This window comes from Nocardiopsis sp. iso_238 (assembly GCF_056173325.1).
Genome location: NZ_CM149668.1, coordinates 4,751,039 through 4,777,412, shown reverse-complemented (window position 1 = coordinate 4,777,412; position 26,374 = coordinate 4,751,039). Strand labels below are relative to the sequence as shown.

Below are 26,374 nucleotides of genomic sequence, written 5' to 3'. Positions count from 1 at the left end.
GTCGGGCAGTGCGGGTCGTTCCCCGCTTCCGAAGCCTTCATGCCGCAGGGTGATGGCCGCTAACGGCCACCACCCGGTTAGAACCTGACCCTTATGACTGAGGGTGTTTCAGTTGGAACTCTGTGTGTTCGACTGGGGGTCGGAGGGGAGGATCGTGTCCACGGTTTCGGTCCGCACGCCGAGGGCGCGGAGCACGAAACGGGTCACCAGGGTGTGGGTGCCGTCGATGTCGACCTCGCCGTTGACCAGGGGCAGCCGCTGCGAGCCCACCATGGACAGGGTCAGTCCCGCGACGCGCTCGGCGGGCAGGCGGTCGAACTCCCCGGCGGCGCTGCCCTCCTCCAGGATCTCGGTGAGCAGGCGCTGCATCGGGGCCACGTGCGCGGCCAGCGCCTGGTAGGCGTCGGGTCCCAGGCTGGCGCCCAGCTCGGCGGCGGGCGGGTGCGGGTGCGCGACGATGCCTTCCAGCTGGAGGCGGACGAAGGCTGACAGGCGGCGGGCGGCCGAGACCCCCGAGGGGAGCTCGCGCTTGTAGCGTTCGACGAACGCGTTGCTGACCTGCTCGGTGAAGGCGAGGAGCAGCGCGGGCTTGTCCGGGAAGTAGTTGTACAACGCGGTGCGGGTGATGCCCGCCGCGTTGGCCACGTCGGTCATGGAGATGCGGTCGATCCCCTGTGACCTGGTCAGCTCCTCGACCGCGTCCATGATGCGCTCCCGTGTGCGGGCACGGTGAGCGGCGATGGTCGGAGCCGTGATCTTGGGCATGACTCCTATGGTGGCACGCCAGGGGAGTGCCGGACGTTTTCCCGGGCGTGCGGCAGGGGGAGGCGGGAACGGGTCAGGCGTGGCGCCTGCCGAGGTCCGCGAGCACCTCGGTGTTGAGTTGGTAGGCGAGCCGGGTCTCCCGGAGGAGGAAGTCGGCGGTGCGCTCGTCGAGGTCGAGGGAGTCGAGGCGCTCCCGGTACCCGGTACGGAACTTCGGCAGGCTGCCCAGGGCGTCGAAGACGTAGAAGGCCACGCCCGCGTCGTCGGTGAGGCCGTACGCCCTGGCAGCGATCCGCCGGATGAACTGCCCGCCGGAGACGTCGCCCAGATAGCGGGTGTAGTGGTGTGCCACGAACCCCGCCGGGTGGTCGGCCATCTGCTCGATGCGCGCCACGTAGGTCCGGGTGGCCGGGGTCGGGGAGACGCGGTCGCGCCAGTCGGCGCCGAGCAGGTGGGCGAGGTCGGTCTCCAGTGCGGGGACGCGCTCCAGCTCGGGGTAGCGGAAGCGGCCCGCGACGGGGTCCTCGGCCAGGTCGCGGCCGACCCGCTCCAGGGCCACGTACGCGAAGTAGTGCTGGGCGACCATCGCCGTGTATCCGTCGAGGGGGAGTTCGCCCTCGGTGAGGGCCCTGGTGAAGCCGTGGTGTTCGGCGGCCGCGTGGTCGTTCCAGGTGGCGGCCTTCAGCCGCGCGGAGAACGGTTCGGCCGAGGGGTCGACCGCGGTGGGGGCTTCGGCCGTGGCGCTCATGGTCACCTTCACCTCTCTTTCCGGAATCTTTATGACATGATGTCATTTAGGTGGTTCGGGTTGTCAAGATGGATACGACACTGTGTCAGAAAAAACGTGACACAACGCCCACTCGAAGTGTCCTGTGTCACTGCGTTCACGTGCCTGCGCACGCGCATCTGCACGCGCTGACCACCTGCGCGACCCCTCAGCCACGCCGGGCCCCCTCGCCCGCCCGGCCCCCGCGACACGCGCGAACCAGAGTGGTTCCGCCCCGCGGCGTTGGATGTGTCTCGTCTCGTCTGCTGGTCAACTGGTCGCCGGGGCGTTTATCGTTTGGGTGTCGTGCGGTCCGAACCACAGGTGTGACCCGAGGCGTTCGCCTCGGGTACGCGGCGTGACGGACTCCCACGGCCCCGTGGACCTTGAGGCGATGAGTGGATACCAGGAGAACAGGGCACGATCACATGACAGTGATCGGCGACGACGCGGCCCGAGCCGCCGACGGCGCTGCGACACACGGCAGCGCCGCCCTGGGTGACGACACCGTTCTGGACGACCGGGTGGAGGCTACCGTCGAATCAGTTGACGTCCTGCTGATCGAAGACGACCCCGGGGACGCCTTCCTCGCCGAGGAACTCCTCGCGGACACCGCGCTGACCACCAGGATCACCTGGGTCTCCACGCTGGCGGCCGCCCGCGAGCACCTCACCGGCTTCCGCGGCTGCGTGCTGCTGGACCTCAACCTCCCCGACGGGCACGGCCTCGGTCTCCTGCGCGAGGTCCTTGAGGGCGCGCCCTCCGCCGCCGTCGTCGTCTTCACCGGCCTCGACGACGAACACGAGGGCATCGCCGCGGTCGCTGCGGGAGCCCAGGACTACCTGGTCAAGGGCCAGGTGGACGGCTCCCTGCTGGCCCGCAGCCTGCGCTACTCCCTCGAACGGCGCCGCGCCGACGAGAACGCCCGCCAGCTGCGCGAGGCCCGCATGCGCGCCCGCGAGAACATGCGCCTGGAACGGGGCCTGCTGCCCCAGGTCCTGCTCGACAGCTCGCCCCTGAGCCACCGCGCCTACTACCGCCCCGGCCGCAAGCGCGCGCTGGTCGGCGGCGACTTCTACGACGCGGTCGAGAAGGACGGCACCACCCACGTCATCATCGGTGACGTCAGCGGCCACGGACCCGACGAGGCCGCCCTCGGCGTCAGCCTGCGCATCGCCTGGCGCACCCTGGTCATGAGCGGGGTCGCCGAGAAGCGCGTCCTGCCCAACCTGGAGGACCTCCTGGTGAGCGAGCGCGCCCAGGAGGAGATGTACGCGACGCTGTGCATGATCAGCCTCGACAGCGGCAGCGACCGCGCCCGGGTGCGCGTCCTCGGACACCCGCCGCCCATGATCGTCCGGGACGGCGTCGCGGAGGAGATCCAGGCCGTCCCGCAGCCGCCCCTGGGCGTGTTCCCCGTCGACCAGGACGAGTCGACCGAGGTGGTCCTGCCCGAGGGCTCCAGCATGCTCTTCTACACCGACGGCCTGGTCGACGCCTACGACGGCGGGCCGCCCGCCCGCCTGGAGGTCGCGGGCCTGCGCCGGATGGTGAACGGGGTCCTCAGCCAGGGCGTGGCCCTGTACAACCTGCCCGAACACCTGGTGGACGAGGCCGAACGCAGCAACGGCGGCCCGCTCCAGGACGACGTGGCGATGCTGCTCATCAACCACGGAGAGCCGCAGTGAGCCCCTCCGGGGAGGAACACCGCACCATGGACACCGACTCCCGGACCGGAGACCACGACGGGGAACCGGACGAGGGGGCCCGGACGTCCGTCGGCGGAGCCCCGTTCGTGAACGCCTCCCCGCACGAGCGCGTCCACTCCAGCCGCCACTCCTGGAGCCTGCGCCGCAGGGTCACCAGCCTGCTGACGGTGGTCGCCGTCGTCCTCGTGGTGGCCGTCTCGGTCATCACCCTCGCGGCCTTCCAGGCCAGGGACTCCCTGGTGCTCCAGGTCGATTCCCTGACCCCCGGGCTGAGCACCGTCGAGCAGACCCGCTCGGCCTACCTCAGCCAGGACCACGCCCTGCGCGGCTACATCCTCACCGGCGACCGCGACTTCCTCCAGCCCTTCGTCGAGCAGCGCATGTCGCTCGCGGAGCACCGGAGCGCCCTGGCCACGCTGGCCGAGGAGAACCCGGACATCGCGCCGAAGGTCAACGAGCTCATCGAGGCCGGGGACGTCTGGAGCGAGCAGTTCGCCGAACCCGTCCTGGAGGAGGTCCGCAGCGGCGAGACCCCCACCCAGGAGGACCTCCAGCGCGGACGGGTGCTCTTCCTGGAACTGAACCGGGCCGCCGACGCCACGACCAACCACCTCACCAACGAGATCCAGGAGGCCCAGAGCGGCCTCACCCTGGCCACCCAGCAGGTCGTGGCCCTGCTGGTGCTCGTCGGTCTGGTCGTGGTGTTCCTGTCGGTGTTCCTGTGGGTCATGCTCCAGCAGTGGGTGCTGCGGCCCCTGGAGGAACTGGCCGGGCACATGCGCCAGGTCTCCGAGGGCTACTACGCGCACCGCATCTCGCTGCACGGGCCGCCCGAGATCGTCCAGCTCGGCCACGACGTGGACGCCATGCGCGAGCGCATCGTGCAGGACCTCGACGAGGTCGCCTCCGCGCGCCGCAAGCTCCAGGAGCAGTCCACCCTCCTGGAACACCAGACCGAGGAGCTGCGCCGGTCCAACCTGGAGCTGGAGCAGTTCGCCTACGTCGCCTCGCACGACCTCCAGGAGCCGCTGCGCAAGGTTGCCAGCTTCTGTCAGCTGCTCCAGCGCCGGTACCACGGCCAGCTGGACGAGCGCGCCGACTCCTACATCGACTTCGCGGTCGAGGGCGCCAAGCGCATGCAGACCCTCATCAACGACCTGCTGGCCTTCTCCCGGGTCGGGAGGACGAAGAACTTCGCGCCGGTCGACCTCAACGTGGCCCTGGACGACGCCCTGAGCAGTCTGGAGACGCGTCTGGAGGAGGCGGGCGCCGAGATCTCCGGCGACACCCTGCCCACCGTCCAGGGCGACCGCACCCTGCTCACCCAGGTCTTCTTCAACCTGGTCGGCAACGCCGTCAAGTTCCGAGGCGAGGACGCCCCCGAGGTGCGCCTGAGCGTCGAGCGCCAGGGCGACGAGTGGGTCTTCTGCTGCTCCGACAACGGCATCGGTATCGAACCGCAGTACGCCGAGCGGATCTTCGTCATCTTCCAGCGCCTGCACACCCGGGAGAAGTACACCGGCACCGGCATCGGCCTGGCCATGTGCAAGAAGATCGTGGAGTTCCACGGCGGCCGCATGTGGCTCGACACGGGCGCCGAGAACCCCGAAGGGTCCGAAACCACCGACGACACGGACTCCGGGCGGACCGGAACCCGCATATGCTGGACCCTGCCCGTAGACATCGAGGCGGAGAAGGAAGAGTCGGTTGCCGTGGAGGGAACCGAACCGACCGACGACGTCGATAACGGTGTCGAGGGCACCGAGGTCGCCGAGCCCGCCCCCACGGACGAGGCACCGACGGCCACACGAGAGTCCGGCGGCACCGAGCCGGAGACCGGTTCCCCCACGGGCAGTGACGCCGAGGGGGATCCGAGTCCCCTGCCCGGCGGCGCTGGCGGTACGGTTCCACCCGGTCACGGGGCGGGGCCCGTATAGGGGTCTGGAAGCTTGAGCGAGGTCATGTTGGTGCATCCCATTGAGGTGCTGCTGGTCGAGGACGATCCCGGTGACGTCCTGATGACCAAGGAGGCGTTCGAGGAACACAAGCTGGGCAACCGCCTGCACGTGGTCTCGGACGGCGTCGAGGCGCTCCGCTTCCTGCGTCGCGAGGGCGAGTTCGCCGACGCGCCCCGGCCCCACCTGATCCTTCTCGACCTCAACCTGCCGCGCAAGGACGGCAGGGAGGTCCTGGAGGAGGTCAAGAACGACGACGACCTGGCACACATCCCCGTCGTCGTGCTCACGACCTCGGAGGCCGAGGAGGACGTGCTGCGCAGCTACCGCCTGCACGCCAACGCCTACGTGCCCAAGCCCGTGGACTTCGAGCAGTTCATCAGGGTCGTGCGGCAGATCGACGACTTCTTCGTGACCGTGGTCAGGCTGCCCAAGGGCTGATCCGTGAACGGACCGGGGACGGAACCGTCACTCACCGCGCCGGATCGGGTGGGTGTGGCGGTTTTTCGTTACGGTAAGGGGCATGAGCCTGCCGGAACCGCGTGACCCCACTGGTCCCTACCGTGTCAGCGTCGTGTGCCTGGGCAACATCTGCCGATCGCCCATGGCCGAGAAGGTGCTCACCGCCGACCTCGAACGCGCCGGAATGAACGACCTCGTCCGGGTCGACAGCTCCGGCACGGGCGACTGGCACATCGGGGACGGGATGGACTCCCGCGCCGCCGCCACCCTGCGCGTGCACGGGTACCTCACCCACCACACCGCCCGCCAGTTCCACCCCGAGGACCTGGCCACCCGGGACCTCGTCCTGGCCATGGACCTGGACAACCTCGACGACCTGCGCGGGGTCGTCGACGAACGCGGGCCCGAACTCGGCTTCGACCCCTCCCGACTGTTCCTGTTCCGCTCGTTCGCGCCGGGCGGGGGCCCCAACCCGGAGGTCCCCGACCCCTACTACGGCGGAGACGACGGGTTCACCGCCGTCCTGAACATGGTCGAGGCCGCCTCCAAGGGCCTCACCGGGGAACTCGTCGCCCGGTTGCGGGGCTAGTCGCGTGGACAGGGAGCCGATCGTGCGGTCCTTCGGGGGCACCGGTGACGGACCGGGCAGACCGGGCCGAGACCCGCAGACCGGCACCCTCGCTGACCGGGTCGAGGCGCTGCTGGACACCGAGGTCCGCCGCGCAGCGAAGGCCGGGACCAGCCATGACTGGACCCTGTCCTACGTCGAACTGGCCGACGGTACCCGGCTGTTCGTCAAGTCCCAGACGCGCGGGGCCGAACCGGCCGGGGCCCTGGCCGCCGAGGCGCGCGGCCTGGAGTGGCTCGGCCGGTGCTTCGGCTCCCCGGTGCTCCAACCCCTGGGCTGGGACGAGCGCCTGCTCGTGCTCCCCCTGGTGGAACAGGACGAACCCACACCCGCCGCCGCCGAACGGCTCGGCCGACAGCTCGCCGGAACCCACCTGACCGGAGCGGACGCCTTCGGTGCCGACTGGCCCGGCTACATCGGCCCGCTGCCGATGGACAACACCCCCGCCCGGTACTGGCCGCGCTTCTACGCCGAACAGCGGCTGCGCCCCTACCTGCGCCAGGCCCTGGACCAGGGGGCGCTCACCCCCACCGACGCCCGGGCGATCGAGCGCGTGGTCGACTCGGTCGAGGAACTGGCCGGGGAGCCCGAACCGCCCGCCCGTGTCCACGGGGACCTGTGGAGCGGCAACGTGCTCTGGCGCGCCCGCGACGCCGTGCTCATCGACCCGGCCGCACACGGCGGCCACCGCGAGGCGGACCTGGCGATGCTGGCGCTGTTCGGCCTGCCCCACCTGGACCGGGTCCGCGACGCCTACAACGAGGTCGCCCCGCTCTCCGCCGGGTGGCGCGGCCGGGTGGCGCTGCACCAGCTGCACCCCCTCCTCGTGCACGTGTGCCTGTTCGGCGCCGCCTACCGGACCACCGCGCTGGAGGCGGCGCGGGCCGCCATCCGCTCCACCTGAGTCACCCCTTGACGCTGCCCGCCAGCAGCCCGCGCACGAAGTAGCGCTGGAGCAGGAAGAACACGAGCAGCGGGACGACGATGGACACGAACGCGCCCGCGGTGAGCCGGTGCCAGGCCTCGCCCCGGGTTCCGGCCAGCTCGGCCAGCCGCACGGTGAGCGGGGCCGTGGAGGTGTCGCCCCCGGCGAAGATCAGCGCCACCAGCAGGTCGTTCCACACCCAGAGGAACTGGAAGATGCCCAGGGAGACCAGGGCGGGCGCGATCAACGGGAGCGCCACCTTCCGGAAGATCGTCCCGTGCCCGGCCCCGTCCACGCGGGCCGCCTCGAAGAGCGACCTCGGCAGCTGGGACAGGAAGTTGTGCATCAGGAAGATGCCCAGCGGCAGACCGAAGATGGTGTGCGCGACCCACACGTTGGTGAACGCCATCGCCCCGGTGAGCTCCCACGCGGGCAGCAGCTGCACCTCGCCCACCGACACCCCCTGCGAGAAGAAGCGCAACAGCGGCACCAGGGACATCTGGATCGGCACGACCTGGAGGGCGAAGATCCCCAGGAACACCCAGTCGCGGCCCCGGAAGTCGATCCAGGCCAGCGCGTAGGCGGCGAGCGCCGCGAGGCCCAGCACGAACACGGTCGAGGGCAGGGTGATCACGAAGGAGTTCACGAAGTGGCTGGCCAGACGTCCGTCGTTGGCGCTGCCGAAGAGAACGTCCCGGTAGTTGTCCAGCGTCACCTCGGGGGAGCCGAAGAACGTCCACCAGCCGCTGCCGCGGATCTGGTCGGCGGGCCGGAACGACGAGATGAACAGCCCGGCGGTGGGGAGCGTCCACAGGACGGCGATGACCAGTGCCGCGAGGCTGGCCGCCCCTCCGCTGAGCCGACCGCGTACCCGGGCGGCGGCGCTCCGGTTCCGCGCGACGTGATCGATGCTCATGCCAACTCCCTGGCCTTGCGGTTGCGCCGGATCTGGAGGACGACCAGCGGGACGACCAGGACGAAGAGGACCACCGCCAGGGCGGACCCCTGGCCCGTCTGGCCCTGGGAGAAGGCCTGGCTGTACATCTCGTTGGCGATCACGCTGGTGCCGTAGTTGCCGCCGGTCATGGTGCGGACGATGTCGAAGATCTTGAGGGTCTGCGCCGAGATGGTGATGAGCACGACCACCAGGGTGGGCCACACGGACGGCAGGGTGATGCGGGCGAACAGCTGCCAGGCCCCGGCCCCGTCGATCCGGGCGGCCTCCACCGTCTCGGCGGGGATGGCCTTGATCGCGGCGGACATGACCACCATGGCGAACCCGGCCTGGACCCAGATCAGGACCAGGATCAGCAGGAACGTGTTGAGGGGCTGTTCGAGGAGCCACAGCCGGGGCTCTCCGCCGAACCACACGACGATCTGGTTGAGCAGGCCGTACTGCTCCTGGTCGGCGGGCCGGTAGGCGTACACGAACCGCCAGATGATGCTGGCGCCGACGAAGGAGATCGCCATCGGCATGAACACCATCGACTTGGCCAGGGACTCGAACCGGGACCGGTCGATGAGCACGGCGTAGAGCAGGCCGACGGCGGTGGCCAGGGCGGGGGCGAACAACACCCACAGCAGGGTGTTGGACAGGACCTGGAGGATCTCCGGCCGCTGGAACATCCACTGGTAGTTGGCCAGCCCGACGAACGCGTCCCCGGAGCGGTCGTGGAAGGAGAGCACGGTGGTGCGGACGACGGGGTAGACCAGCCCACCGAGGAGCAGCAGGACGGCCGGGCCGAGGAAGAAGGCCGCCTGCCAGCGGTCCCTCCTGCTCCTGGGGGTGTCGAGCAGGACGAGCATCAGGCCGATGACGCCGAGGAACACGGCGATCCCGATGAGCATCCAGACGAGCTTGGGCAGCTCGTCCAGGAAGGAGAACTCCATGGAAGACCCCTGGTGGTACCTGGAGGTGTGGGGGGGGAGGGCCGGCCGGGGCTCCCGGGCCCCGGCCGGAGGGCCGACCGCGTACGTCAGCCCGAGGGGGCGACCGAACACGGACCGAGGCGAAGCGGTGGCTCAGAGAACTAGGGCCAGGCCGACTCCACGCTCTCCAGGACCGTCGCGGTGTCGGCTCCGGTGACCCAGTCGATCATGCCGCTCCAGAAGACGTTGGTCCCCACGGAGGAGGGCATGGCGTCGCTGCCGTCGAAGTGGAAGACCGTGTCGGGGTCGTTGAGGACCTCGGCGGTGAACTGGTCGGTGGGGTCGGACAGCACGGACAGGTCCAGGTCCTGGTGGGCGGAGACCCAGGAGCCGAGGGAGGCGCGCTGGTTGGCGAACGCGCCCGAGGACAGGTACTCGTGGACGGCGACCACCTCGTCGCGGTCGTCGAAGGCGACGACGAACTCCCCGCCGCCCATGATCGGGACCTCGGAGTCGGCCTCCAGCGGGGGCAGCACGAAACCGTAGACGTCGCCGTCCTCACCGACCTCCACGTCGTTCTCGAACTGGGCGCCGTAGAAGGAACCCATCAGGTACATGGCGCAGCCGCCGTCCAGGAGCGGCATCCCGGCCTCCTGGAAGGAGGTGACGGCGATGCTGTCCACGCCGCCGAAGGTGCCGTTGACGTAGTCCTCGTTGCGGATGACCCCGTCCGCCAGGTCGAAGGCCTCCTCGACCTCGGGGGCGTCGAAGGGGATGTCGTGGGCGATCCAGTCGTGGTAGACGTCCGTGCCCGAGGTGCGCAGGAGCGCGTTCTCGATCCAGTCGGTACCGGGCCAGCCGGTCGCGTCGCCGGACTCGAAGCCCACGCACCAGGGCTTGGTGCCGTCCGCGGCGATGGTGTCGCTGAGCTCGATCATCTCGTCCCAGGTCTCGGGGACCTCGTGGCCGTTCTCGGCGAAGAAGGTGGGGGAGTACCAGACCATCGACTTCATGTTGGCGCCGAGCGGGGAGCCGTACAGGTCACCGTCGACGGTGGCGTAGCCCCGCCAGTCCTCGCTCCACCCGGACTCGACGTTGCTCCGCACGCCGTCCGCGACCGGGACGGCGTGGCCGTCCCGGGCGGCGCGCTCCAGCAGGCCGGGCTGGGGGATGAAGGCCAGGTCGGGTGCGTTGCCGCCATCGAGGCGGACGGGGAGCTGGGCCTCGAACTCGCCGCTGCCCTCGTACTGGACGGTGATGCCGGAGCAGGCCGCGAAGTCCGCCCAGGACTGCTCCAGGCGGTCGCCCTCCTCGTCGCGGATGGAGGCGTAGACGGAGACGGTGCCGCCGGTGCCCTCCCACTGTTCGTAGGGGGAGCAGTCGATGCCGGAGGTGTCGGCGCTGCCGCCGTCGCCCCCGCTCAGGTAGGAGCAGCCGGAGACGAGGAGCACCACGCCTCCGGCGGCCAGGGCGCGTCGAGTGACCGAACTTGGCATGGGGGTCTCACTCCTTCGGCACGCACACCCACCGGGGGCGGGGGTGTGATCCAGGTCATGCGCTTCTCGATGTAAGTCCCATCCGGGGCGAATGTCCATACCTCGCGCAACTTCTTGCGTAACGATCCGAAATATTGCAGGACAACCGTGTGCGCTGCGCCTTTGCCGAGCCGAAGTGGATCCGGCCACCCGTCCGGTCCCGGGGCGGGTGCGCCGTTCGCCCGACGGGTCCGACGGAGCCGTACATTGGGGGCATGGCTGACGCATCCAGCCCTGGTCAGGGCCCACACGACGGACCCGAACTGCACGTGGCCCTGGTCGGCTACGGCAAGGGCGGCGAGGTCTTCCACGCGCCGCTCATCGACGCCGTCCCGGGGCTGCGCCTGTCCGCCGTGGTCACCGCGTCCCCGGAACGCGCGCGGGCCGCACGGCAGCGCTACCCGTGGATCACCGTGTACCCCAGCGTCGCGGAACTGTGGGCCGACGCCGCACGGTACGAGATCGCGGTGGTCAGCACGCCCAACGACACCCACGCGCCGCTCGCACGGGCCGCGCTGGAGTCCGGGCTGGCCGTGGTCGTGGACAAGCCGTTCGCGCTCACCGCCCGCGAGGCCCGGGAGCTCACCGACCTGGCCGACAAGCTGGGCCACGTGCTCACCGTCTACCAGAACCGCCGCTGGGACGCGGACTTCCTCACCCTGTGGCAGCTGATCGAGGAGGGCAGCCTGGGGCGGGTGCACCGCTTCGAGTCGCGGTTCGAGCGCTGGCGGCCCCAGCCCAAGGGGACCTGGCGGGAGACCGGAGGCGTCGACGCCGGAGCCGGGCTGCTGTACGACCTCGGCCCGCACCTGATCGACCAGGCGGTCAACCTGTTCGGCTCGGTGGCCACCGTCTACGCGGAGGTCGACGCCCGCCGCGAGGGGGTGAACGCCGACGACGACGTGTTCCTGTCCCTCGGGCACGTGCGGGGGACCCGCTCCCACCTGTGGATGAGCGCCCTCAGCGCGCAGAACGGACCCCGGTTCCGGGTCCTCGGTGACGAGGCCGCCTTCACCAGCTTCGGCCTGGACGGCCAGGAGGCCCGGCTCACCACGGGCGAGCGACCGGACACCGCCGACTGGGGCGTGGTCCCGCGAGAGGACTGGGGACTCCTCGGCACCGACGGCCACACCGAACCGGTGCCCAGCGCGCGCGGCGCCTACCCGGAGTTCTACGCGGGGGTCCGCGACGCCGTGGGCGAGGGCGAACCCCTGCCGGTGGACCCGCACGAGGTGATCCACGGCCTGGAGGTCATCGAGGCGGCCCGCCGCTCCGCCCGCGCCAACGAGGTCGTGCGGTTGCGCTGATGCCCCGTCGTGATCACGACGAGGGCGCGTCCGCTCCGTCTCCCGCCGTCCCCCGTGTTCCGGCCGTCGCGGCGCGCACGAAGTCGGCGAGGTAGTCGGTCAGCTCCTCGCGCGTCTCCTCTTCTCGGGGGTCGCGGCCCAGGATCATCCGTGACAGCTGTTGCACGATGTTCGGCCACGCGGCCACACCGATGAGGGTGAGTAGCAGCATGCGCGCCCGTTCCGGTGAGGACTCCAGTCCGGCCTCCGCGAGCACGCGGGTCTTCTCGACGTAGAGTGCGCCGCGTTCGGATTCCTCCGGGAGCTCGCGATCGCCGTAGTGCAGCGACTCCCACAGAAGCAGCCGCAGAAGGTCCGGGTTGTCACGGTGGAACTCGTGGACCCTTCTGACGTACTCGACCGGGTCGGTGTCCGCCTGGAGCGGGACGGCCCGGCCGAGGTCGGCGAGGGCCTCGGTGACGACGTGCTGGAAGAGCCGCTCCTTGTCACCGAAGTAGGCGTAGATGCGCTGCTTGTTCACACCGGCCCGTTCAGCGATCCGGTCCACTCGTGCACCCGCGATTCCGTGGTCCGCGAACTCGCGCCGGGCGGCGTTGGCGAGCAGGGAGCGGGTGACCTCGGCCTTCCTCATGGCTTCATCGTAGTCGTGCACCAACCAGTTGGTTGCACGTGGTCCCGAGTCGACGTCGATCGTCTATGTGCCGGGCGTCACCTGGCCGGTTGCGGACGGCGGCTGCGTCGTGTCATTGACAACTAACTGGTTGGTTTTTAAGACTGGAGTCGCACTCGCCGCATCACGTCGGAGGCTCGGAGGGTCGGACCCCGTGCGGCGCCGGAGGGGGAACCCGACTGAAGTGCGCGGTCGTCCTTGATCAGGCGACCAACCCGGTCCGGGGAATTTCATAGGGCCCCAAGATGAGCCCTCCCCCCTAGTGCGGCGTCCCCGCCGCGCTCGGTCGACCGGAGTGCAGGTGGAACTTCGTTCACGAAAGCGTCCGAACCACGGACCCAGCCAGTTGAAAGGCCTGAGGTCACAGTGTCCAACCAGACCATTGCCACACGATGTATCGTTGCCGACCGCTTACGGGACCACCCAGAACTCGGTGCAGCTCAGCGTCACGCTCTACCTCATCGCCTTTTCCGTCGGCCAACTGTTGTACGGACCGCTGTCGGACGCCATCGGCCGAAAGAGGTCCTTGCTGATCGGTGTCACCCTCTACCTGGTCGGCGGGGTGCTCAGTCTGTTCGCGACCACCATCTGGGCATTCGTGGTGGCTCCCCTCCTCCCTCACTCAGCGTGTCAAGTTCCAGACGGCGTCCCTCGGTTCCGTCGCGGCCGCCGCGCTGATGGTGGTCGGCGCTGCTCTCACCGAACCCAACTTGTGGGTGCTCACCGCACCATCCGCCGTCATGGTGTTCTTCGCGGGAGTCCTTTATCCCAACCTCATGGGGGCGGGGGTCTCCCGCTTCCCGGAGATGTCCGGGCTCGCGAGCTCCTGGCTTGGGTTCTGCCTCATGCTCTGCTCCGGCCTCATCATGCTCGGCTCCACCCTGCTGGCGGTGGACAGCCTCCTGCCGATGTCCGTCCTCTTCCTCGCCTGCATGACGGCCTGCCGTCTCCTGGTCATGCGGACCCTTCCTAGCCCGACCAACTCCTGACCGAATCACCAACACACAGAAGACCGGAGCCACAATGCGCACCACCGTTCTCGGCACCGACGGCCCCACTGTCCCCGTTCAGGGGCTCGGCTGCATGGGCATGAGCGAGTTCTACGGGAGCACCGACGAGACCGAGGCCGTCCGCACGCTGCACCATGCCCTCGACATCGGTGTCACGTTCCTGGACACCGCCGACATGTACGGCGGCGGAGCGAACGAGGAACTCCTCGGACGCACGCTGAGGGAACGCCGGGACGAAGTCTTCCTCGCCACCAAATTCGGCATTCTCCGCACGGACGACCCCCACGCCCGACCGGTGCGGGGAGACGCCCCGTACGTGCGGGCGGCCGTCGAGGCCAGCCTGCGCCGCCTGGGCACCGACGTCATCGATCTCTACTACATGCACCGAGTCGACCTCGACGTCCCCGTGGAGGAGACGGTCGGTGCCATGGCCGAACTGGTGGCCGAAGGGAAGGTCCGACACCTGGGTCTGTCCGAGGTGACCGCTGACGAGCTCCGCCGAGCCCACGGAGTCCACCGGATCGCCGCGGTGCAGTCCGAGTGGTCGCTGTGGAGCCGCGACGTGGAGGAGGCGGTCGTTCCGGAGGCTGCCCGGCTCGGCGTCGCCTTCGTGCCCTACTCACCGCTGGGCAGAGGCTTCTTCACCGGCACACTGACCGGCCCAGGCGACCTCTCCGAGGACGATTTCCGGCACCACCAGCCCCGGTTCAGCGCGGAACGCTTCGCCGCCAACAGCCGACTGCTGGAACCCCTGAACCGCATCGCGAGCGCCCACGGGGTCACCCCGGGGCAGGTGGCCCTGGCCTGGGTGCACCACCGGAGCGGCGTGTGGGGCGTGCCGACCATCCCCATCCCCGGTACCCGCAGGGTCCACCGGCTGGACGAGAACGCTGCAGCGGCGGACCTCTCCCTGACCGTGAACGAACTCGCGGAACTCGACACGCTGGCAGAGCGCGTGCAGGGGGACAGGTACGCCGATCTGACCCTCACCTCGGCGGGTCCGCGCTCCCGACTGGGGTAGCGGCCCAACGACCGAGAGGGCCTCCGGGCCCCGGCGCTCCTGTGGACAACGCACTCCACCCCTCCCCTTGGGCCTATGTTGGAAGCAGATAGATCCAACGCCGAAGGAGCAGCGCCGTGGCCCAGGTCCTCGTGGTCGCCGATGACCTCACCGGAGCCAACGCCACGGGCGCGCGGTTCGCCCGCACCGGCATGCGCGTGGCCACGGTGACCCCCGAGCACGTCAGCCGGGTCGCCGGGGACTACGACGTCGTGGTCGCCAACCTGGACAGCAGACACGTCTCGGCTGAGCAGGCGGCCGACCTGGTCACCGACGTCGTCGAGGCGGTCTGGCCGGTCGGGCTGGTGGTCAAGCGCACTGACACCACCCTGCGCGGCAACGTGGGCGCGGAGATCGAGGCCACCTACGACGCCGTTCGCGAGCGACTGCCCGCCGGGACCCGCGTCCGGGTGCTGTTCGCCCCGGCCTTCCCCGGTTCCGGCCGCATCACCGAGGACGGCGTGCAGCTGCTCGACGGGGTGCCGCTGGAGCGCAGCGAGCTCGCCAACGACCCGCTGTGCCCGATGACCACCAGTGTGGTCTCGGACATCCTCGCCGCCCAGACCGACCTCGCCGTGAGACACGTGCCCCTGCGGCGGATCACCCAGGAGATGCTCACCGCCGAGCTGCTCGCCGGTGACGAGCCGATCGTGCTCTGCGACGCCAGTACCGAGCAGCACCTCACCGACATAGCCGAGGCCGCGGCCGCCGCCCACCACGCCGAGGGAATCGTCTGGGTGGCCGTGGACCCCGGTCCCACCGGGGCCCTGCTCGCCTACGCCCTGCGCCTACGCGGCCAGGCCGGTTCACGCGGGCCCCTCCTCGCCGTGGCGGGCAGCACCACCGATCTCACCCGCCGCCAGCTCGCCACGGTCGCCCGCACCGGCGCGGTCCGGTTCGTGGACCTGGACGCTGTGGCCCTCAGCGACCCCGACAGCGACCACCCCGACCAGGTGGCGCGGGAACTCACCGACCACCTGTCCTCCTCGGGCTTCCCCGAGCTCTGCGTGCTGAGAGTGGTCACCACCGCCGAACGCGTCCGCGAACTGCCCGCCCACACGAGGGCCGAGCTGCCGGGCCGCGTCGCCGGTCTCGTGGCCGACGTGGTCAACGACCTGGCCGACACGGTGGGCGCCCAGGCGCTGCCCAGCGGTCTCTACCTGACCGGGGGCGACCTGACCGCCAGCCTCCTGGACGAACTCGACGTGCACGCCTTCGACGTGGGCGGTGAGATCGTCCCGCTGGCCGTACACGGCCACCTGAGCGGGGGCCCGCTCGACGGAACCCCCGTCGTGGCGAAGGGCGGTCTGGTGGGTGACGACATCACGCTGGTCGAGTGCCTGGCCAAACTGCGCCGGTCGGTGCAGGCCCGCCTGCACCAGGTCCACTCCGAGGTGTCCGAACACGTGATCCCCACCGCGACCCGCGATTGAGTCCCGCTGTGTCTCTACTGTCGCGTTTGTCTGACTCTCCACAACTTGCTGATTCCGGTACCGTGCCGGGATAGACGCGCAGGTCAAGGAGAGTGCTCCCCGCGCACGCGGGGATGGTCCTGAATTCCGAGATCGCCGCGAATGCGGCGTCGAGTGCTCCCCGCGCACGCGGGGATGGTGCCGGGGTGACTGAGCTATCGGTCCCCAGTGACAAGAGGAAGGGGCGCGGTGCCACCTCTGCACCGCGCCCCCGTATGTCGGGCCCTACGCCTTCGCGTCCTCGCTGATGTGGTTGGCCGCCAGTTTCCCGACCAGTTCAGCGAGGGTTCCGGGGGCCTCCAGGGGGCCCATGTGGCCGAGACCCGGGATCACCCGGACCTCGACGGGGTCCTGGACCAGCTCACCGATGTGGTGGGCGTGCCACGGGGGAGTCAGCTTGTCCTCGTCACCTCCGACGACGACGGTGGGCACCGCGATCTCCCGCACCGAGTCGTCCAGGTGCAGCCTCGTCATGACCCGGCCCCACTCGCCGCGGGGGATGCTTCCGCACTCGTGCACCAGCCGGGCGCACAGGCGCTTCGCGGCCGGGCTGCTCCCCTTTCCCATGACCAGGTACCGGAGCACGTTGGCGCTTCCGGCGTTGGCCGGGCCCAGGGGCAGCGGCGCGGTCAGGAAGACCTTAGCGCCCAACTTCCCGAGCGGGCCGGGCAGGGGGATCGCGGTCGACCGGTCGGGCAGCTCCGTGCACCCGGTGTTGGTCAGGAGCACCGCGGCCACCTTCTCCTTGAAGGTCGCGCGCGGCCCCGAGGCCATGATGGTCATCCCGCCCATGCTGTGCCCGGCGACCACCGCCTTGTGCCCGGTGGGCACGGTCGCCTCCAGGACGGCGCACAGGTCGTCCGCGAGCTTCTCCGTGCCGTAGCCCGCGCGGGTGAGGGGGGTCTGGCTCCGCCCGTGGCCGCGCTGGTCGTAGAGGACCACCCGGAGGTTCGGGTCGAGGTCCCGCACCACGGGGCCCCAGGAGGCCAGGGACGTGGACCAGCAGTGGGAGAACACCACGGTCGGTCCGTCCGAGGGCCCGCGCACCTCGACGTGCAGCCGGGTGCCGTCGTCGGACCGGACCCGGAGTTCCCGTGCCGGTCCCACGTGTCGTGTCGCCATGGGGGTCTGCCTCTCAGTCGTCGAGGTCGATGCGGGGGACGGCGAAGGGCGGTGTGCCCGACCCGTTCACCGGGAGCCCTCCCCACAGGTTGGGGCCGTCGAGTTCACCGACCCCCTCGTGGCCGTCGGGGGTGCGCACGATGACTGTACGCGCCCCCTCCTCGTAGGCCCTGGTGAGTCCGGGCTCCGGGGCCAGGCGCCCCTTCCAGCGGTAGTCGCCGGTGAGCGGCGAGAAGTGTCCGGCGAAGTGCGCCCGGACCTCGAAACTCTCCGCCGGATCCGTGCCCTCGGAGTGCAGCTGGACCGTCACGGGGCCCTGGTACTCCTCTTCCTCGTCGTCGAAACCGCTCACACGCTCTCTCCTCCGGTCGGTACGGGGCGCCGGCTGCTCGGGGCGCGGCGCAGGTCGTAGTTGTGCGGGTCGAACCAGCGGGTGCGCAGCGCGTAGTTCCAGGTGAAGGTGGGCCACAGCGTGGTGTTGCGGCCCTGCTCGTTCAGGTACCAGCTGTCGCAGCCCCCGGTCACCCACACGGTGCCCCGCATGGACCTGTGGACCATCTCGTTGTAGGCGTGCTGGGCCTCGGGGCGGGGCTCCAGGCGGTCCACCCGGTTGCGGCAGGCGAACTTCAGCGCCTGCATGGTGTACCGGATCTGCGCCTCGATCATGAACACCTGCGAAGTGTGCCCCAGGCCGGTGTTGGGTCCGGCGAGCACGAACGCGTTGGGGAAGCCGCTCACGGTGGTGCCTCGGAAGGCCTGGACGTCGTCCCCCCAGTGCTCGGCGAGCGAACGGCCCCGCGCGTCGTACACGCGGTGCGCGATGGGCGGGTCGGTGACCTGGAAGCCCGTGCCGAGGATGATCGTGTCCACCTCGTGCTCGGTCTCCCGGCCGGAGGAGTCCCGGGTGACGACGGAGTTCGCCCGGACCTCGACGATGCCGTCGGTGACCACGTCCGCGTTGGGCCGGGCCAGCGCGGGGTAGTAGTCGTTGGACATCAGGATGCGCTTGCACCCGGCGCGGAAGGTGGGGGTGAGCTTCCGCCGCAGTTCGGGGTCCTTCACGCTGCGGTTGATGTTCGCCCGGCCGAGCCGTTCCACGATCCCGAGCAGCCTGGGGTTCTTCGCGAACCCGAAGATGTAGGTCTCGCGCCCCCAGTAGATGCTCTTGCGGGCGATCTGCTGGGCGCCCGGGACGTTCCGGTAGAGCCAGCTCTCGGCCTTGGTGATGTCCCGGTCGTGGCGGAACATCACCCACGGGGCGGTGCGCTGGAACAGCGTCAGCCTCTCCACGAGCGGCTGGATCTTCGGCACGAACTGGATCGCGGACGCGCCGGTGCCGATCACCGCCACCCTGCGCCCGGTGAGGTCGTGGTCGTGGTCCCACTCCGCTGAGTGGAAGAGCCTGCCCTCGAAGGAGTCGAGGCCCTTGATGTCCGGGTAGGTGGGGTCGGCCAGCGGACCGGCGCCGCTGACCAGGAACTGCGCGGTGACGGTTCCGCTGGTGGTCTCGATCCGCCAGCGGTTCTCCTCCGGCTCCCAGCGGGCGGCCCGGACGTCGCTGTCGTACCGGACGTGCCGGTCCACGCCGTGCTCCCCGGCGACCCGCTTCATGTACTCCCAGATCTCCGGCTGCGGGGAGAAGGTCCGGCTCCAGCCGGGGTTGAGCGCGAAGGAGAACGAGTACAGGTGGGAGGGGACGTCGCAGGCGGCACCGGGATACGAGTTGTCGCGCCAGGTCCCGCCGATCCCGTCGGCCCGTTCGAGGATGACGAAGTCCCGGAGCCCGGCCTGCGTGAGGCGCACAGCCATGCCGATCCCGGCGAACCCTGAGCCGATGATGGCGACCCGGTGGTGCGGCACTTCTTCGGTCACGATGCTGTTCCCTTCGTACGGGCCCGGTGCGGCCGTGGACGCTGGCGTACCGACCGGCAAGTATGGACCCCCGGGGAACGTGGCGCGTTACGTTCCCCGGGGGAGGGGGGTCGGGGGCTGAGCGCGTGGCGCGTTCGCTCTCAGCCCCCGACGTCTGGGCCGCCGCCGGAAGACGTGGCGCGTTGCGCCTTCCGACGACGGTGTTCCGGGGAGAGGTGGTCCTCTCGGGAGGGGGCTAGGGAGTGTTTTTTGGATGCTTTCGCCGGTGGCGGCGGAGCCGCCATCGATGCGAGCGGCCGTCGCCCCTACTGTGCACTGCTACGCAAGCTCCGCAGCCTCGCACAGCGGGGGCCCGGCAAGCTCTCGCAAGACGATGAGTGAAGCTGCCCCTACTGTGCGCTGCTACGCAAGCTCCGCAGTGTCGCACAGCGGGGGCCCGCCCGGGTTTGGCTGTCCGAGCTTCATCGGCGCAGTGAGAGGCAGCCTGGTGGTCGCGAGCGCGGAATGATCCAAAAAACACGACCTAGCGGCCGAGCAGCCCGGCCTTCTTCCAGAAGTACCGGCCCAGGCCCGTGATCGCACCCGCGGTGTCCAGCGTGTTGACGACCTTGCGGGCGGCCCAGGTCTTGGTCTCCACCCAGTGCGGGTTTCCCCTGGCGACCCGCTGGGCCTCCTTCGGGTCCAGCCCGACCTGTTCGTAGACCTTCGGGTTGATGAGCCGGGTCGCGGAGTAGTAGGTGACCAGGCCCAGCACGATCCGGCTGTAGGCCTTGTTCAGGGCGCCGCGCTCGGGCCAGTCGCGCTGGAACTCCTCACGGGCGTACCGCATGTGGCGCGCCTCCTCGGTCACGTGGATGCGGGCCACCGCGCGCACCAGCGGGAGGATCTGCTCGTCCGGGACGGCCTCGCGCTGGAGCTGGTCCAGGACCTCCTCGACGAAGAGCGCGCCCGCGAAGATCAGCGGGCCGTGCGCGATCGCCTTGAACACACGGCCGAGGTGGAACGTGACCGGGTCCAGCCGGTGCGCCTCCCAGCCCAGCTTCTGCACCATCTTCGCGAACATGACCGTGTGGCGGCACTCGTCGGCGATCTCGGTGTACGCGTACTGGACGTGGAGGGTCGTGGGGTCGTTGTGGTACGCGTGCCGGACCAGCATCTGCATGAGGATCGTCTCGAACCAGATGCCGATGGTGGCGACGCTGGCGACCTCCAGGCGGGAGAGCTCCTTGCGCTTCTCGTCGCTGAGGCGGTCCCACAGGTGGGTGCCGTAGAGGGAGATCCGCTCCGGGCGGATCGCCCACATGTCGGGGTCGACGGGGGCGTCCCAGTCGATCTCGACCAGGGGGTCGAAGGAGGCCTTCGCGGAGCCGCGCAGGAGGCGCTTGGCGATGTCCTCGCGGTCGGTGAGTTTCGGCTTGGCGACGACTTCGGCGGTCATCTCGTTCCTCCTCAGGAGGCGCTGGTCTGGGCGTGCGGGGAACCGTGGCGCGCGTGGAGCCCTCGGGCGATCTCCGCGTCCGCGAAGGCGCCGTCGGTGAGGAGCAGGCCGAGCTGGAGCGACACGATCTGTTCGGTGGTTCCGGGGAAGTGCTTGGTCAGGTGCAGGGCGGCCGTCCCGAACGCCGTGCAGGCGACGTCGCGGGGGGCGCGCCGGGCGCCGGCGGCGCGGACCACCGTCATCACGGTGTCGCGCTCGCTCTCGGCGGGTACCAGGCCGTCGAGTGAGGCGCCGGTGGCGCGGGAGCTCTCGTGGATGGGGGTGTCCACGTAGCCGGGGTAGACCGTGGTCACGCCGACGTGCGTGCCGTACTCGGCGCGCAGGCCGTCCGCGTAGGCGGTCACCGCGCGCTTGGAGACCGTGTAGGCCCCGGCGAGCGGGAGCTGGAGGTTGGCCAGGAGCGACGCGGTGACGATCACGCGGCCGCGGCTCTGGAGCAGGGCGGGCATCGCGGCGGCGGTGACGCGCCAGGTGCCGAGGAGGTTGACCTCCAGCGCCTGGTGGGCGTGGGAGTCGGGCAGGTGGCCGATGTCCACGGAGGGGCCGACCCCGGCGTAGTGGATGAGCAGGTCGAGGCGTCCGCCGAGCTGATCGATCGCCTGGGCGACCCCTGTGCGCACCTGCTCGTCGTCGGTGATGTCGCAGGCGATGACGCCGGGGGCGGGCTTGCGGTCGATCCCGACGACGTTGACGCCGAGGTGGCGCAGGACCGCCACCGTGGCGCTGCCGAACGCACCGGAGGCGCCCGTCACGATGGCGTTCTGGCCGGGCAGCCGACTCAGGTGGCGAGGCAGGGGGGCCGTCATGTGATCTCCTCCACAGTCATTGCGGGAACGTTACAACGAGCATTGTCACAATGCAATGGGTATCAGCCGGAAATTTACTCGCGAGTAAGGTCCGTGTTCCGCTGCTGTGACGCGGTGCTGGCACGAGGACGGGGCCGCGCCCGCGCGCGGCCCCGTCGCTGCGGTCCGTGTCCTACCCGCGCCCGAGCAGCCCGGCCCTGCGCCAGAAGTACCGGCCCAGGCCGGAGATGGCCCCGGCGGTGTCGAGCGTCCTGACCACCTTGCGGGACAGTTCGGTCTTGCTGTCGATGAAGTGCGCGTTGCGCCGGGCGGCCCGCTGGGCCTCACGTGGGTCGAGGCCGATCCGCTCGTAGACCTTCGCGTGGATCAGCCGGGTCGTCGCGTAGTAGGTGACCAGGCCCAGCACGAGCCGCGAGTAGGCCCGGTCCACGGGGCCGCGCCGCACCCAGTCGCGGTGGAACTCCTCGCGGGCGTAGCGGATGTGGCGAGCCTCCTCGATCACGTGGATGCGGGAGGTGGCCCGCACGACGGGCTCGATGCTCCCGTCGTCGATCATCTCCCGCTGGAGCTGGTCGAGGATCTCCTCGACGAAGAGCGCGCCCGCGAAGATCAGCGGTCCGTGCGCGATCGCCTTGAAGAGGTTGCCGAGCACGTGCGCCACCGGGTCCAGGCGGTAGGCGGTGGATCCCAGCTTCTCGATGGCCTTCGCGAACATGACCGTGTGGCGGCACTCGTCGGCGATCTCCGTGTAGGCGTACTGCACGTGGAGGGTGGTGGGGTCGTTGTGGTAGACGTGCCGGACCAGCATCTGCATGAGGATCGTCTCGAACCAGATACCCGTGGCCATGGTGCTGGCCATCTCCAGCCGGGACAGCTCCCGGCGCTCGTCCTCGCTGAGGCGGTCCCACAGGTGGGTGCCGTAGAGGGAGACCCGTTCGGGGCGCATTCCCCACAGGTCCTCCAGCGGAGCCTCCCAGTCGATCTCCACCAGGGGGTCGAAGGAGGCCTTCGCGGAGCCCCGCAGGAGGCGCTTCGCGATGTCCTCGCGTTCGGTGAGCTTCGGTGTCGGCGCGTTTCCCACGGACATGTGTACCTCCAGGGGGTTCCGTGCCGGAGGCGCGCCGAACGGGCGGTTCGAGTGGTGTGACCCCGTTCACTCCGATCACCTGAAACGTTACAATCTCCGTTGTCATCGTTCAACGGCGCCAGGGAGCGGATTTACTGATGAGTACGGCACCACAGGGTCTCTAGGCTGGGTTCCATGGCGGAATACCGTATTGACGAACTCGCCCGGCTCGCCGAAACGACGGTGCGCAACGTGCGGGAGTACCAGGACCGAGGTCTCCTCGCCCCGCCCCGGCGCCAGGGCCGGGTGGGCATCTACTCCGAAGCGCATCTGGCGCGTCTGCGGCTGATCGGCCAGCTCCTCCGGCGCGGCTACACCTTCGCCAACATCGGTGAGATGTTCCAGGTGTGGGAGCGCGGCGGCGACCTGTCCGAGATCCTCGGCTTCGAGTCCGCCGTCGGGGACGCCTGGAGCGACGAGATCGCCGACTACCTCGGCATGGGTGACCTCAAGGACCTGTTCGGCAAGGGGGTGACCCCCAAGACCATAAGGCGCGCCCTGGACCTCGGCGTCCTGGAGCGCGACGGACTGCGCTTCCGGGTCCCCAGTCCGCGCCTGCTGCACGCCGGCGTCGAGCTGGTGAAGCTGGGGATGAGCGTGGGCGCGGTGCTGGACATCGCGGAGAACCTGCGGGACAAGATCGGTGACGTCTCCGAGCACATGGTCCGCCAGGTGTCCGACCACATCATCGCCGAGCACGCCCCCGGCACCGTGATCCAGAGCGAGGAGGTCGCGCAGATCGCGGAACTCATCCGCCGGGTGCGCCCCCTCGCGCAGCAGGCGGTGGACGCGGTCCTGGCCCAGGAGATGGCCCACCACCTCACCAACGTCATGGGCGACCACTTCGCGGACGCCATGGAGCACCTCAGGAGCGAGGACCAGACGACCCAGGACACCGACGGCCCGCACGGGCCCTGAGACGAACGAGGACGCGTCGCACCCGCCGGACCCGCTCTCCGGCCCCCGAACCCCCTGACACCCCCGCCCCCCCGGCCCCCACCGCCCGACCCCCGTACATCCCGGCCCCCGAACACCCGCCCCTCGACACGGACCACGGGCCCGGACACCAGCGCAGGTGTCCGGGCCCGTCCGTCGTCGGGGTCGGTCAGTCGTCGACCTTCGCGGCCCCGTTGGCGGGGGCGGTCGTGCCCTCGACCACGGTCAGCGGCAGCGACGTCGTGAAGCGCAGCTCCGCGAAGGCGCCGCTCGGCACCGCCGGGGCCTTCGGGAAGACCGGCCGGACGCTCCGGTACGCCTCGCCCGGCGCCGGGCGAGCGTCCTCCTCGCCCTTGTTCGGCCACATGGACATCGCCCGTTCGGCCTGGGCGGTGATGGTCAGGGACGGGTTGACGCCCAGGTTCGCGGTGACCGCCGAACCGTCCACCACGTGCAGGCCGGGGTGCCCGTACAGGCGGTGGTAGGGGTCGATCACACCGGTCTCGGGGCTGTCACCGATCGGGCAGCCGCCCAGGAAGTGGGCGGTCATCGGGATGTTGAAGATGTCACCGATCGTGCCGCCCGCGTAGCCGTCGATCCGGTCGGCCAGCCGCGTGGCCACCTCCTGGCCCGCGGGGATCCAGGTGGGGTTGGGCTCGCCGTGTCCCTGTCTGGAGGTGAGCTTCTTCCTGCCGCCCAGCAGCCCGCGCTTCACCGAGGTGGTCAGCGAGTTGTCCAGGGACTGCATGACCAGGCCGATGATGATCCGCTCGGACCAGCGCCGGTTGGAGAAGCTGCGCAGGAACACGGTCGGGTGGCGCGCGGCCAGTCCCAGGAAGCGCAGCCAGCGCGGAATCGAGCCGCCGCCCGGAACCTGGATCGCGGTGAGCAGGCCCATCGCGTTGGAGCCCTTGCCGTAGCGGACGGGTTCGATGTGGGTGTTCTCGTCCGGGTGGATGGAGGACGTGATCGCCACGCCGTGGGTGAGGTCCTCCGGCGGCGGCACCTGCCTGCTCATGGCGCCCACCAGCGCCTCGGAGTTGGTCCGGGTCAGGGTGCCCAGCCTCTCGGACAGCCGTGGCAACAGGCCGTCGGAGCGCATCCGGTGCAGCAGGCTCTGGGTGTTGTAGGTCCCGGCGGCGACCACGACCTGGCGGGCGGTGAACGTGCGGGCGTTGGAGCGGCGCCGGGGCGCGTCGGTGCGCAGGGTGTCCACCGCGAAGCCGCCGCCCTGGGACCCGGGGCGTTCCCGCAGCCGCTCGACGGTGGTCAGCGGGTGCACCTTCGCGCCGCCGCGCTCCGCGAAGTACAGGTAGTTCTCGGTGAGGGTGTTCTTGGCGCCGTGGCGGCAGCCCGTCATGCACTCACCGCACTCCGTGCAGGCCCGGCGCTCCGGGCCCGCGCCGCCGAAGTAGGGGTCCCCGACCGACGCGCCGGGGGCCGCCTTGGAGCCGTCACCGTCCCGCCCGTCGCCGAAGCACACGCCGACCGGGGTGAGGCGGAAGGTGTCACCGACCCCCATCTCGTCGGCCACGGCCTTCAGGTGGACGTCTGAGGGGGTGACGGTGGGGTTGGTGCGGACGCCGAGCATGCGGCGGCCCTGGTCGTAGAAGGGGGCCAGCTCCGACTTCCAGTCGGTGATGTGGCGCCACTGCGGGTCCTCGAAGAACGCGTCCATGGGGTGGTAGAGCGTGTTCGCGTAGTTGAGCGAACCGCCGCCGACACCGGCTCCGGCCAGGATCATCACGTCCCGCAGGAGGTGGATGCGCTGGATGCCGTACAGCCCGGCACCCGGGGCCCAGAGGAAGTTCCGCACGTCCCAGGAGGATGACGGCAGGGTCTCGGGTGTGAAACGTCGGCCCGCCTCCAGGACGCCGACGCGGTAACCCTTCTCTGTGAGGCGTAGGGCGCTGACCGAGCCGCCGAAGCCGGAGCCGATCACTACCACGTCGTAGTCGAAGGGGTCTTGTGTGTGGTGCGGACCTTCGGCGGGGTCTTCCGTGCGCTGAGGGGACATGGTGTGGGTCTCTCTCCAGGTCGGATGCGTGCTCGTCCTGCGCCGGAAACGAGTCCGCAACGATGAATGCGCCATCTAGAAATGTGACATTCGATATTGTAATGTTCGTCACTACCGCCGAGTAAGGTGTGTTCCATATAACACACGAGGCGTGCTTCGGCGCAAGTTTCGCTCCCCCTCGCCGCTCCCCCCAGCGGCGGACCACTGGAGGTTCACATGCCCAAGGCCCCCGAAGAGGTGCCCGAGGCGCCACAGGACGCGCCTGAGCAGCACGAAGGCGGTGGCGGAACGCGCTGGCGCAGGTTCGCACTCGTGGCGGTGCCCGGGTTCCTGGCGGCCGGAGTGCTCGGCGCCATGACCACGCAGGGCCTCCTCGCCGCCTCCTTCGCGGTCTCCGGGGACAGCTTCAAGATGTCCGCGGACTCGCTCTCCGGGACGGGGTTCAGCCAGTACGGCGACGTCGCCAACTCGGTCGACGGCTCCGCCCGCGCGGTCGGCCTGTCCACCGTGAACACCGCCGAACTGGAGAACCTGTGCATGTCCTCCCTGTGGGACCTGCCCATCGGTGAGGCCACCCTCGTCATCAACGCCGGGGCCAGCAGCCCGGTCGAGGGCACCAACCTCGTCATCGACATCGAGCAGCTCCAGGGCAACGCCGAGTTCGGCGCCATCGAGATCGGCCGTGACGCCAGCACCCTGGACAAGGCCGAGGGCGGCCAGGGCCCCGCCGGTGGTTTCGGTCTCCAGGCCGACTCGATCACCGTCTCCGAGATGGAGATGACCACCTGGGCGGTGACCTCGGGCTCGCTGCGCCTGACCGGGCTCAACCTGGCGATCAAGCCGGGCAACCACGAGTGCTTCTGA

Annotated in this window: 24 protein-coding genes and 1 pseudogene; 12 read left to right on the top strand and 13 right to left on the bottom strand. The window is 70.0% G+C overall.

All coding sequences use genetic code 11. From position 1 onward, the window contains the following. Positions 1-108 precede the first annotated feature (108 nt). Both AC0VYL_RS21600 and AC0VYL_RS21595 read right to left on the bottom strand, forming a co-directional pair. Entirely contained in the window at positions 109-765 is a 657-nt protein-coding gene (locus tag AC0VYL_RS21600) for a TetR/AcrR family transcriptional regulator (RefSeq protein ID WP_475455404.1), read from the bottom strand. Positions 766-838: 73 nt separating this feature from the next. Next, positions 839-1,513 carry a biliverdin-producing heme oxygenase gene (locus AC0VYL_RS21595; protein ID WP_475455402.1) on the bottom strand — a complete coding sequence of 225 codons (675 nt, stop codon included), beginning with the start codon at positions 1,511-1,513 and terminating at the stop codon, positions 839-841. Between the two features lie 446 nt (positions 1,514-1,959). Between AC0VYL_RS21595 and AC0VYL_RS21590 the strand changes: the two genes are divergently transcribed. From AC0VYL_RS21590 to AC0VYL_RS21570, 5 genes are all read left to right on the top strand, one after another. Beyond that, a complete protein-coding gene (locus AC0VYL_RS21590; RefSeq protein WP_475455400.1) occupies positions 1,960-3,219 on the top strand; it encodes a PP2C family protein-serine/threonine phosphatase in 1,260 nt (419 codons plus the stop codon). Beyond that, positions 3,216-5,177 (top strand): sensor histidine kinase, encoded by a 1,962-nt coding sequence (locus AC0VYL_RS21585; RefSeq protein WP_475481340.1) that lies wholly within the window; start codon positions 3,216-3,218, stop codon positions 5,175-5,177. Before AC0VYL_RS21590 ends, AC0VYL_RS21585 begins: the two co-directional genes overlap by 4 nt. Before the next feature lie 24 nt (positions 5,178-5,201). Further along, positions 5,202-5,636 carry a response regulator gene (locus AC0VYL_RS21580; RefSeq protein ID WP_026129711.1) on the top strand — a complete coding sequence of 145 codons (435 nt, stop codon included), beginning with the start codon at positions 5,202-5,204 and terminating at the stop codon, positions 5,634-5,636. An 82-nt stretch (positions 5,637-5,718) separates the two neighbouring features. Then, complete coding sequence (locus AC0VYL_RS21575; RefSeq protein ID WP_475481339.1) at positions 5,719-6,246, top strand: low molecular weight protein-tyrosine-phosphatase; 528 nt, start codon at positions 5,719-5,721, stop codon at positions 6,244-6,246. 4 nt (positions 6,247-6,250) lie between these two features. After that, complete coding sequence (locus tag AC0VYL_RS21570; RefSeq protein WP_475481338.1) at positions 6,251-7,189, top strand: fructosamine kinase family protein; 939 nt, start codon at positions 6,251-6,253, stop codon at positions 7,187-7,189. A gap of 1 nt (position 7,190) precedes the next feature. Here the strand turns inward: AC0VYL_RS21570 and AC0VYL_RS21565 are convergent, their stop codons facing one another. The 3 genes from AC0VYL_RS21565 to AC0VYL_RS21555 all read right to left on the bottom strand — a co-directional run bounded on the left by AC0VYL_RS21565 (position 7,191) and on the right by AC0VYL_RS21555 (position 10,575). Continuing rightward, positions 7,191-8,126, bottom strand: coding sequence for a carbohydrate ABC transporter permease (locus tag AC0VYL_RS21565; protein ID WP_475481337.1), 936 nt, complete (start codon positions 8,124-8,126; stop codon positions 7,191-7,193). After that, positions 8,123-9,100 (bottom strand): carbohydrate ABC transporter permease, encoded by a 978-nt coding sequence (locus AC0VYL_RS21560; RefSeq protein WP_475455390.1) that lies wholly within the window; start codon positions 9,098-9,100, stop codon positions 8,123-8,125. The genes AC0VYL_RS21565 and AC0VYL_RS21560 overlap by 4 nt, the downstream gene beginning before the upstream one ends. 140 nt (positions 9,101-9,240) lie before the next feature. Beyond that, positions 9,241-10,575 (bottom strand): ABC transporter substrate-binding protein, encoded by a 1,335-nt coding sequence (locus AC0VYL_RS21555; RefSeq protein ID WP_475481336.1) that lies wholly within the window; start codon positions 10,573-10,575, stop codon positions 9,241-9,243. Between the two features lie 254 nt (positions 10,576-10,829). Here AC0VYL_RS21555 and AC0VYL_RS21550 point away from each other — a divergent pair, with 254 nt between their 5' ends. Beyond that, complete coding sequence (locus AC0VYL_RS21550; RefSeq protein ID WP_475481335.1) at positions 10,830-11,921, top strand: Gfo/Idh/MocA family oxidoreductase; 1,092 nt, start codon at positions 10,830-10,832, stop codon at positions 11,919-11,921. A gap of 13 nt (positions 11,922-11,934) precedes the next feature. On the opposite strand, the gene AC0VYL_RS21545 is transcribed toward AC0VYL_RS21550, so the two are convergent. Then, the gene (locus AC0VYL_RS21545) at positions 11,935-12,552 is read right to left on the bottom strand and encodes a TetR/AcrR family transcriptional regulator (protein ID WP_475481334.1); all 618 of its coding nucleotides are present in this window, start codon (positions 12,550-12,552) and stop codon (positions 11,935-11,937) included. A 301-nt stretch (positions 12,553-12,853) separates the two neighbouring features. Between AC0VYL_RS21545 and AC0VYL_RS21540 the strand changes: the two are divergent. From AC0VYL_RS21540 to AC0VYL_RS21525, 4 genes and pseudogenes are all read left to right on the top strand, one after another. Further along, positions 12,854-13,186 (top strand): annotated as a pseudogene (locus AC0VYL_RS21540) (MFS transporter); the annotation flags it as partial. A 121-nt stretch (positions 13,187-13,307) separates the two neighbouring features. Beyond that, positions 13,308-13,580 (top strand): hypothetical protein, encoded by a 273-nt coding sequence (locus AC0VYL_RS21535; RefSeq protein ID WP_475483590.1) that lies wholly within the window; start codon positions 13,308-13,310, stop codon positions 13,578-13,580. Positions 13,581-13,614: 34 nt separating this feature from the next. Further along, positions 13,615-14,622: an aldo/keto reductase gene (locus AC0VYL_RS21530; protein ID WP_475481333.1), complete on the top strand. Its 1,008-nt coding sequence runs from the start codon at positions 13,615-13,617 to the stop codon at positions 14,620-14,622. A 116-nt stretch (positions 14,623-14,738) separates the two neighbouring features. Then, positions 14,739-16,094 (top strand): four-carbon acid sugar kinase family protein, encoded by a 1,356-nt coding sequence (locus tag AC0VYL_RS21525; protein ID WP_475481332.1) that lies wholly within the window; start codon positions 14,739-14,741, stop codon positions 16,092-16,094. Positions 16,095-16,358: 264 nt separating this feature from the next. Here the strand turns inward: AC0VYL_RS21525 and AC0VYL_RS21520 are convergent, their stop codons facing one another. The 6 genes from AC0VYL_RS21520 to AC0VYL_RS21495 form a co-directional block, all read right to left on the bottom strand. After that, positions 16,359-17,255 (bottom strand): alpha/beta fold hydrolase, encoded by an 897-nt coding sequence (locus AC0VYL_RS21520; RefSeq protein WP_475481331.1) that lies wholly within the window; start codon positions 17,253-17,255, stop codon positions 16,359-16,361. Between the two features lie 13 nt (positions 17,256-17,268). Then, on the bottom strand, positions 17,269-17,607 hold the full coding sequence (locus AC0VYL_RS21515) for a DUF4873 domain-containing protein (RefSeq protein ID WP_475455368.1): 339 nt from the start codon (positions 17,605-17,607) through the stop codon (positions 17,269-17,271). Beyond that, entirely contained in the window at positions 17,604-19,127 is a 1,524-nt protein-coding gene (locus AC0VYL_RS21510) for a flavin-containing monooxygenase (RefSeq protein WP_475481330.1), read from the bottom strand. Before AC0VYL_RS21510 ends, AC0VYL_RS21515 begins: the two co-directional genes overlap by 4 nt. Positions 19,128-19,650: 523 nt before the next feature. Further along, complete coding sequence (locus AC0VYL_RS21505; protein WP_475455364.1) at positions 19,651-20,565, bottom strand: AurF N-oxygenase family protein; 915 nt, start codon at positions 20,563-20,565, stop codon at positions 19,651-19,653. Positions 20,566-20,576: 11 nt separating this feature from the next. Beyond that, the gene (locus AC0VYL_RS21500) at positions 20,577-21,431 is read right to left on the bottom strand and encodes an SDR family NAD(P)-dependent oxidoreductase (protein ID WP_475481329.1); all 855 of its coding nucleotides are present in this window, start codon (positions 21,429-21,431) and stop codon (positions 20,577-20,579) included. Positions 21,432-21,603: 172 nt separating this feature from the next. After that, positions 21,604-22,518: an AurF N-oxygenase family protein gene (locus AC0VYL_RS21495; protein ID WP_475455360.1), complete on the bottom strand. Its 915-nt coding sequence runs from the start codon at positions 22,516-22,518 to the stop codon at positions 21,604-21,606. A 174-nt stretch (positions 22,519-22,692) separates the two neighbouring features. Between AC0VYL_RS21495 and AC0VYL_RS21490 the strand changes: the two genes are divergently transcribed. Beyond that, the gene (locus AC0VYL_RS21490) at positions 22,693-23,475 is read left to right on the top strand and encodes a MerR family transcriptional regulator (protein WP_475481328.1); all 783 of its coding nucleotides are present in this window, start codon (positions 22,693-22,695) and stop codon (positions 23,473-23,475) included. A gap of 187 nt (positions 23,476-23,662) precedes the next feature. Here AC0VYL_RS21490 and AC0VYL_RS21485 read toward each other — a convergent pair whose 3' ends face one another. Continuing rightward, a complete protein-coding gene (locus tag AC0VYL_RS21485; protein ID WP_475481327.1) occupies positions 23,663-25,510 on the bottom strand; it encodes a GMC oxidoreductase in 1,848 nt (615 codons plus the stop codon). Positions 25,511-25,726: 216 nt separating this feature from the next. Between AC0VYL_RS21485 and AC0VYL_RS21480 the strand changes: the two genes are divergently transcribed. Beyond that, a complete protein-coding gene (locus AC0VYL_RS21480; RefSeq protein WP_475455354.1) occupies positions 25,727-26,374 on the top strand; it encodes a DUF6230 family protein in 648 nt (215 codons plus the stop codon).

Coding starts and splice junctions, on each gene's coding strand:
- AC0VYL_RS21560 (WP_475455390.1), bottom strand. CDS start 9,100: ATGGAGTTCTCCTTCCTGGACGAGCTGCCCAAGCTCGTCTGGATGCTC.
- AC0VYL_RS21565 (WP_475481337.1), bottom strand. CDS start 8,126: ATGAGCATCGATCACGTCGCGCGGAACCGGAGCGCCGCCGCCCGGGTA.
- AC0VYL_RS21580 (WP_026129711.1), top strand. CDS start 5,202: ATGTTGGTGCATCCCATTGAGGTGCTGCTGGTCGAGGACGATCCCGGT.
- AC0VYL_RS21480 (WP_475455354.1), top strand. CDS start 25,727: ATGCCCAAGGCCCCCGAAGAGGTGCCCGAGGCGCCACAGGACGCGCCT.
- AC0VYL_RS21530 (WP_475481333.1), top strand. CDS start 13,615: ATGCGCACCACCGTTCTCGGCACCGACGGCCCCACTGTCCCCGTTCAG.
- AC0VYL_RS21550 (WP_475481335.1), top strand. CDS start 10,830: ATGGCTGACGCATCCAGCCCTGGTCAGGGCCCACACGACGGACCCGAA.
- AC0VYL_RS21500 (WP_475481329.1), bottom strand. CDS start 21,431: ATGACGGCCCCCCTGCCTCGCCACCTGAGTCGGCTGCCCGGCCAGAAC.
- AC0VYL_RS21575 (WP_475481339.1), top strand. CDS start 5,719: ATGAGCCTGCCGGAACCGCGTGACCCCACTGGTCCCTACCGTGTCAGC.
- AC0VYL_RS21600 (WP_475455404.1), bottom strand. CDS start 765: ATGCCCAAGATCACGGCTCCGACCATCGCCGCTCACCGTGCCCGCACA.
- AC0VYL_RS21590 (WP_475455400.1), top strand. CDS start 1,960: ATGACAGTGATCGGCGACGACGCGGCCCGAGCCGCCGACGGCGCTGCG.
- AC0VYL_RS21490 (WP_475481328.1), top strand. CDS start 22,693: ATGGCGGAATACCGTATTGACGAACTCGCCCGGCTCGCCGAAACGACG.
- AC0VYL_RS21595 (WP_475455402.1), bottom strand. CDS start 1,513: ATGAGCGCCACGGCCGAAGCCCCCACCGCGGTCGACCCCTCGGCCGAA.
- AC0VYL_RS21520 (WP_475481331.1), bottom strand. CDS start 17,255: ATGGCGACACGACACGTGGGACCGGCACGGGAACTCCGGGTCCGGTCC.
- AC0VYL_RS21495 (WP_475455360.1), bottom strand. CDS start 22,518: ATGTCCGTGGGAAACGCGCCGACACCGAAGCTCACCGAACGCGAGGAC.
- AC0VYL_RS21485 (WP_475481327.1), bottom strand. CDS start 25,510: ATGTCCCCTCAGCGCACGGAAGACCCCGCCGAAGGTCCGCACCACACA.
- AC0VYL_RS21555 (WP_475481336.1), bottom strand. CDS start 10,575: ATGCCAAGTTCGGTCACTCGACGCGCCCTGGCCGCCGGAGGCGTGGTG.
- AC0VYL_RS21545 (WP_475481334.1), bottom strand. CDS start 12,552: ATGAGGAAGGCCGAGGTCACCCGCTCCCTGCTCGCCAACGCCGCCCGG.
- AC0VYL_RS21505 (WP_475455364.1), bottom strand. CDS start 20,565: ATGACCGCCGAAGTCGTCGCCAAGCCGAAACTCACCGACCGCGAGGAC.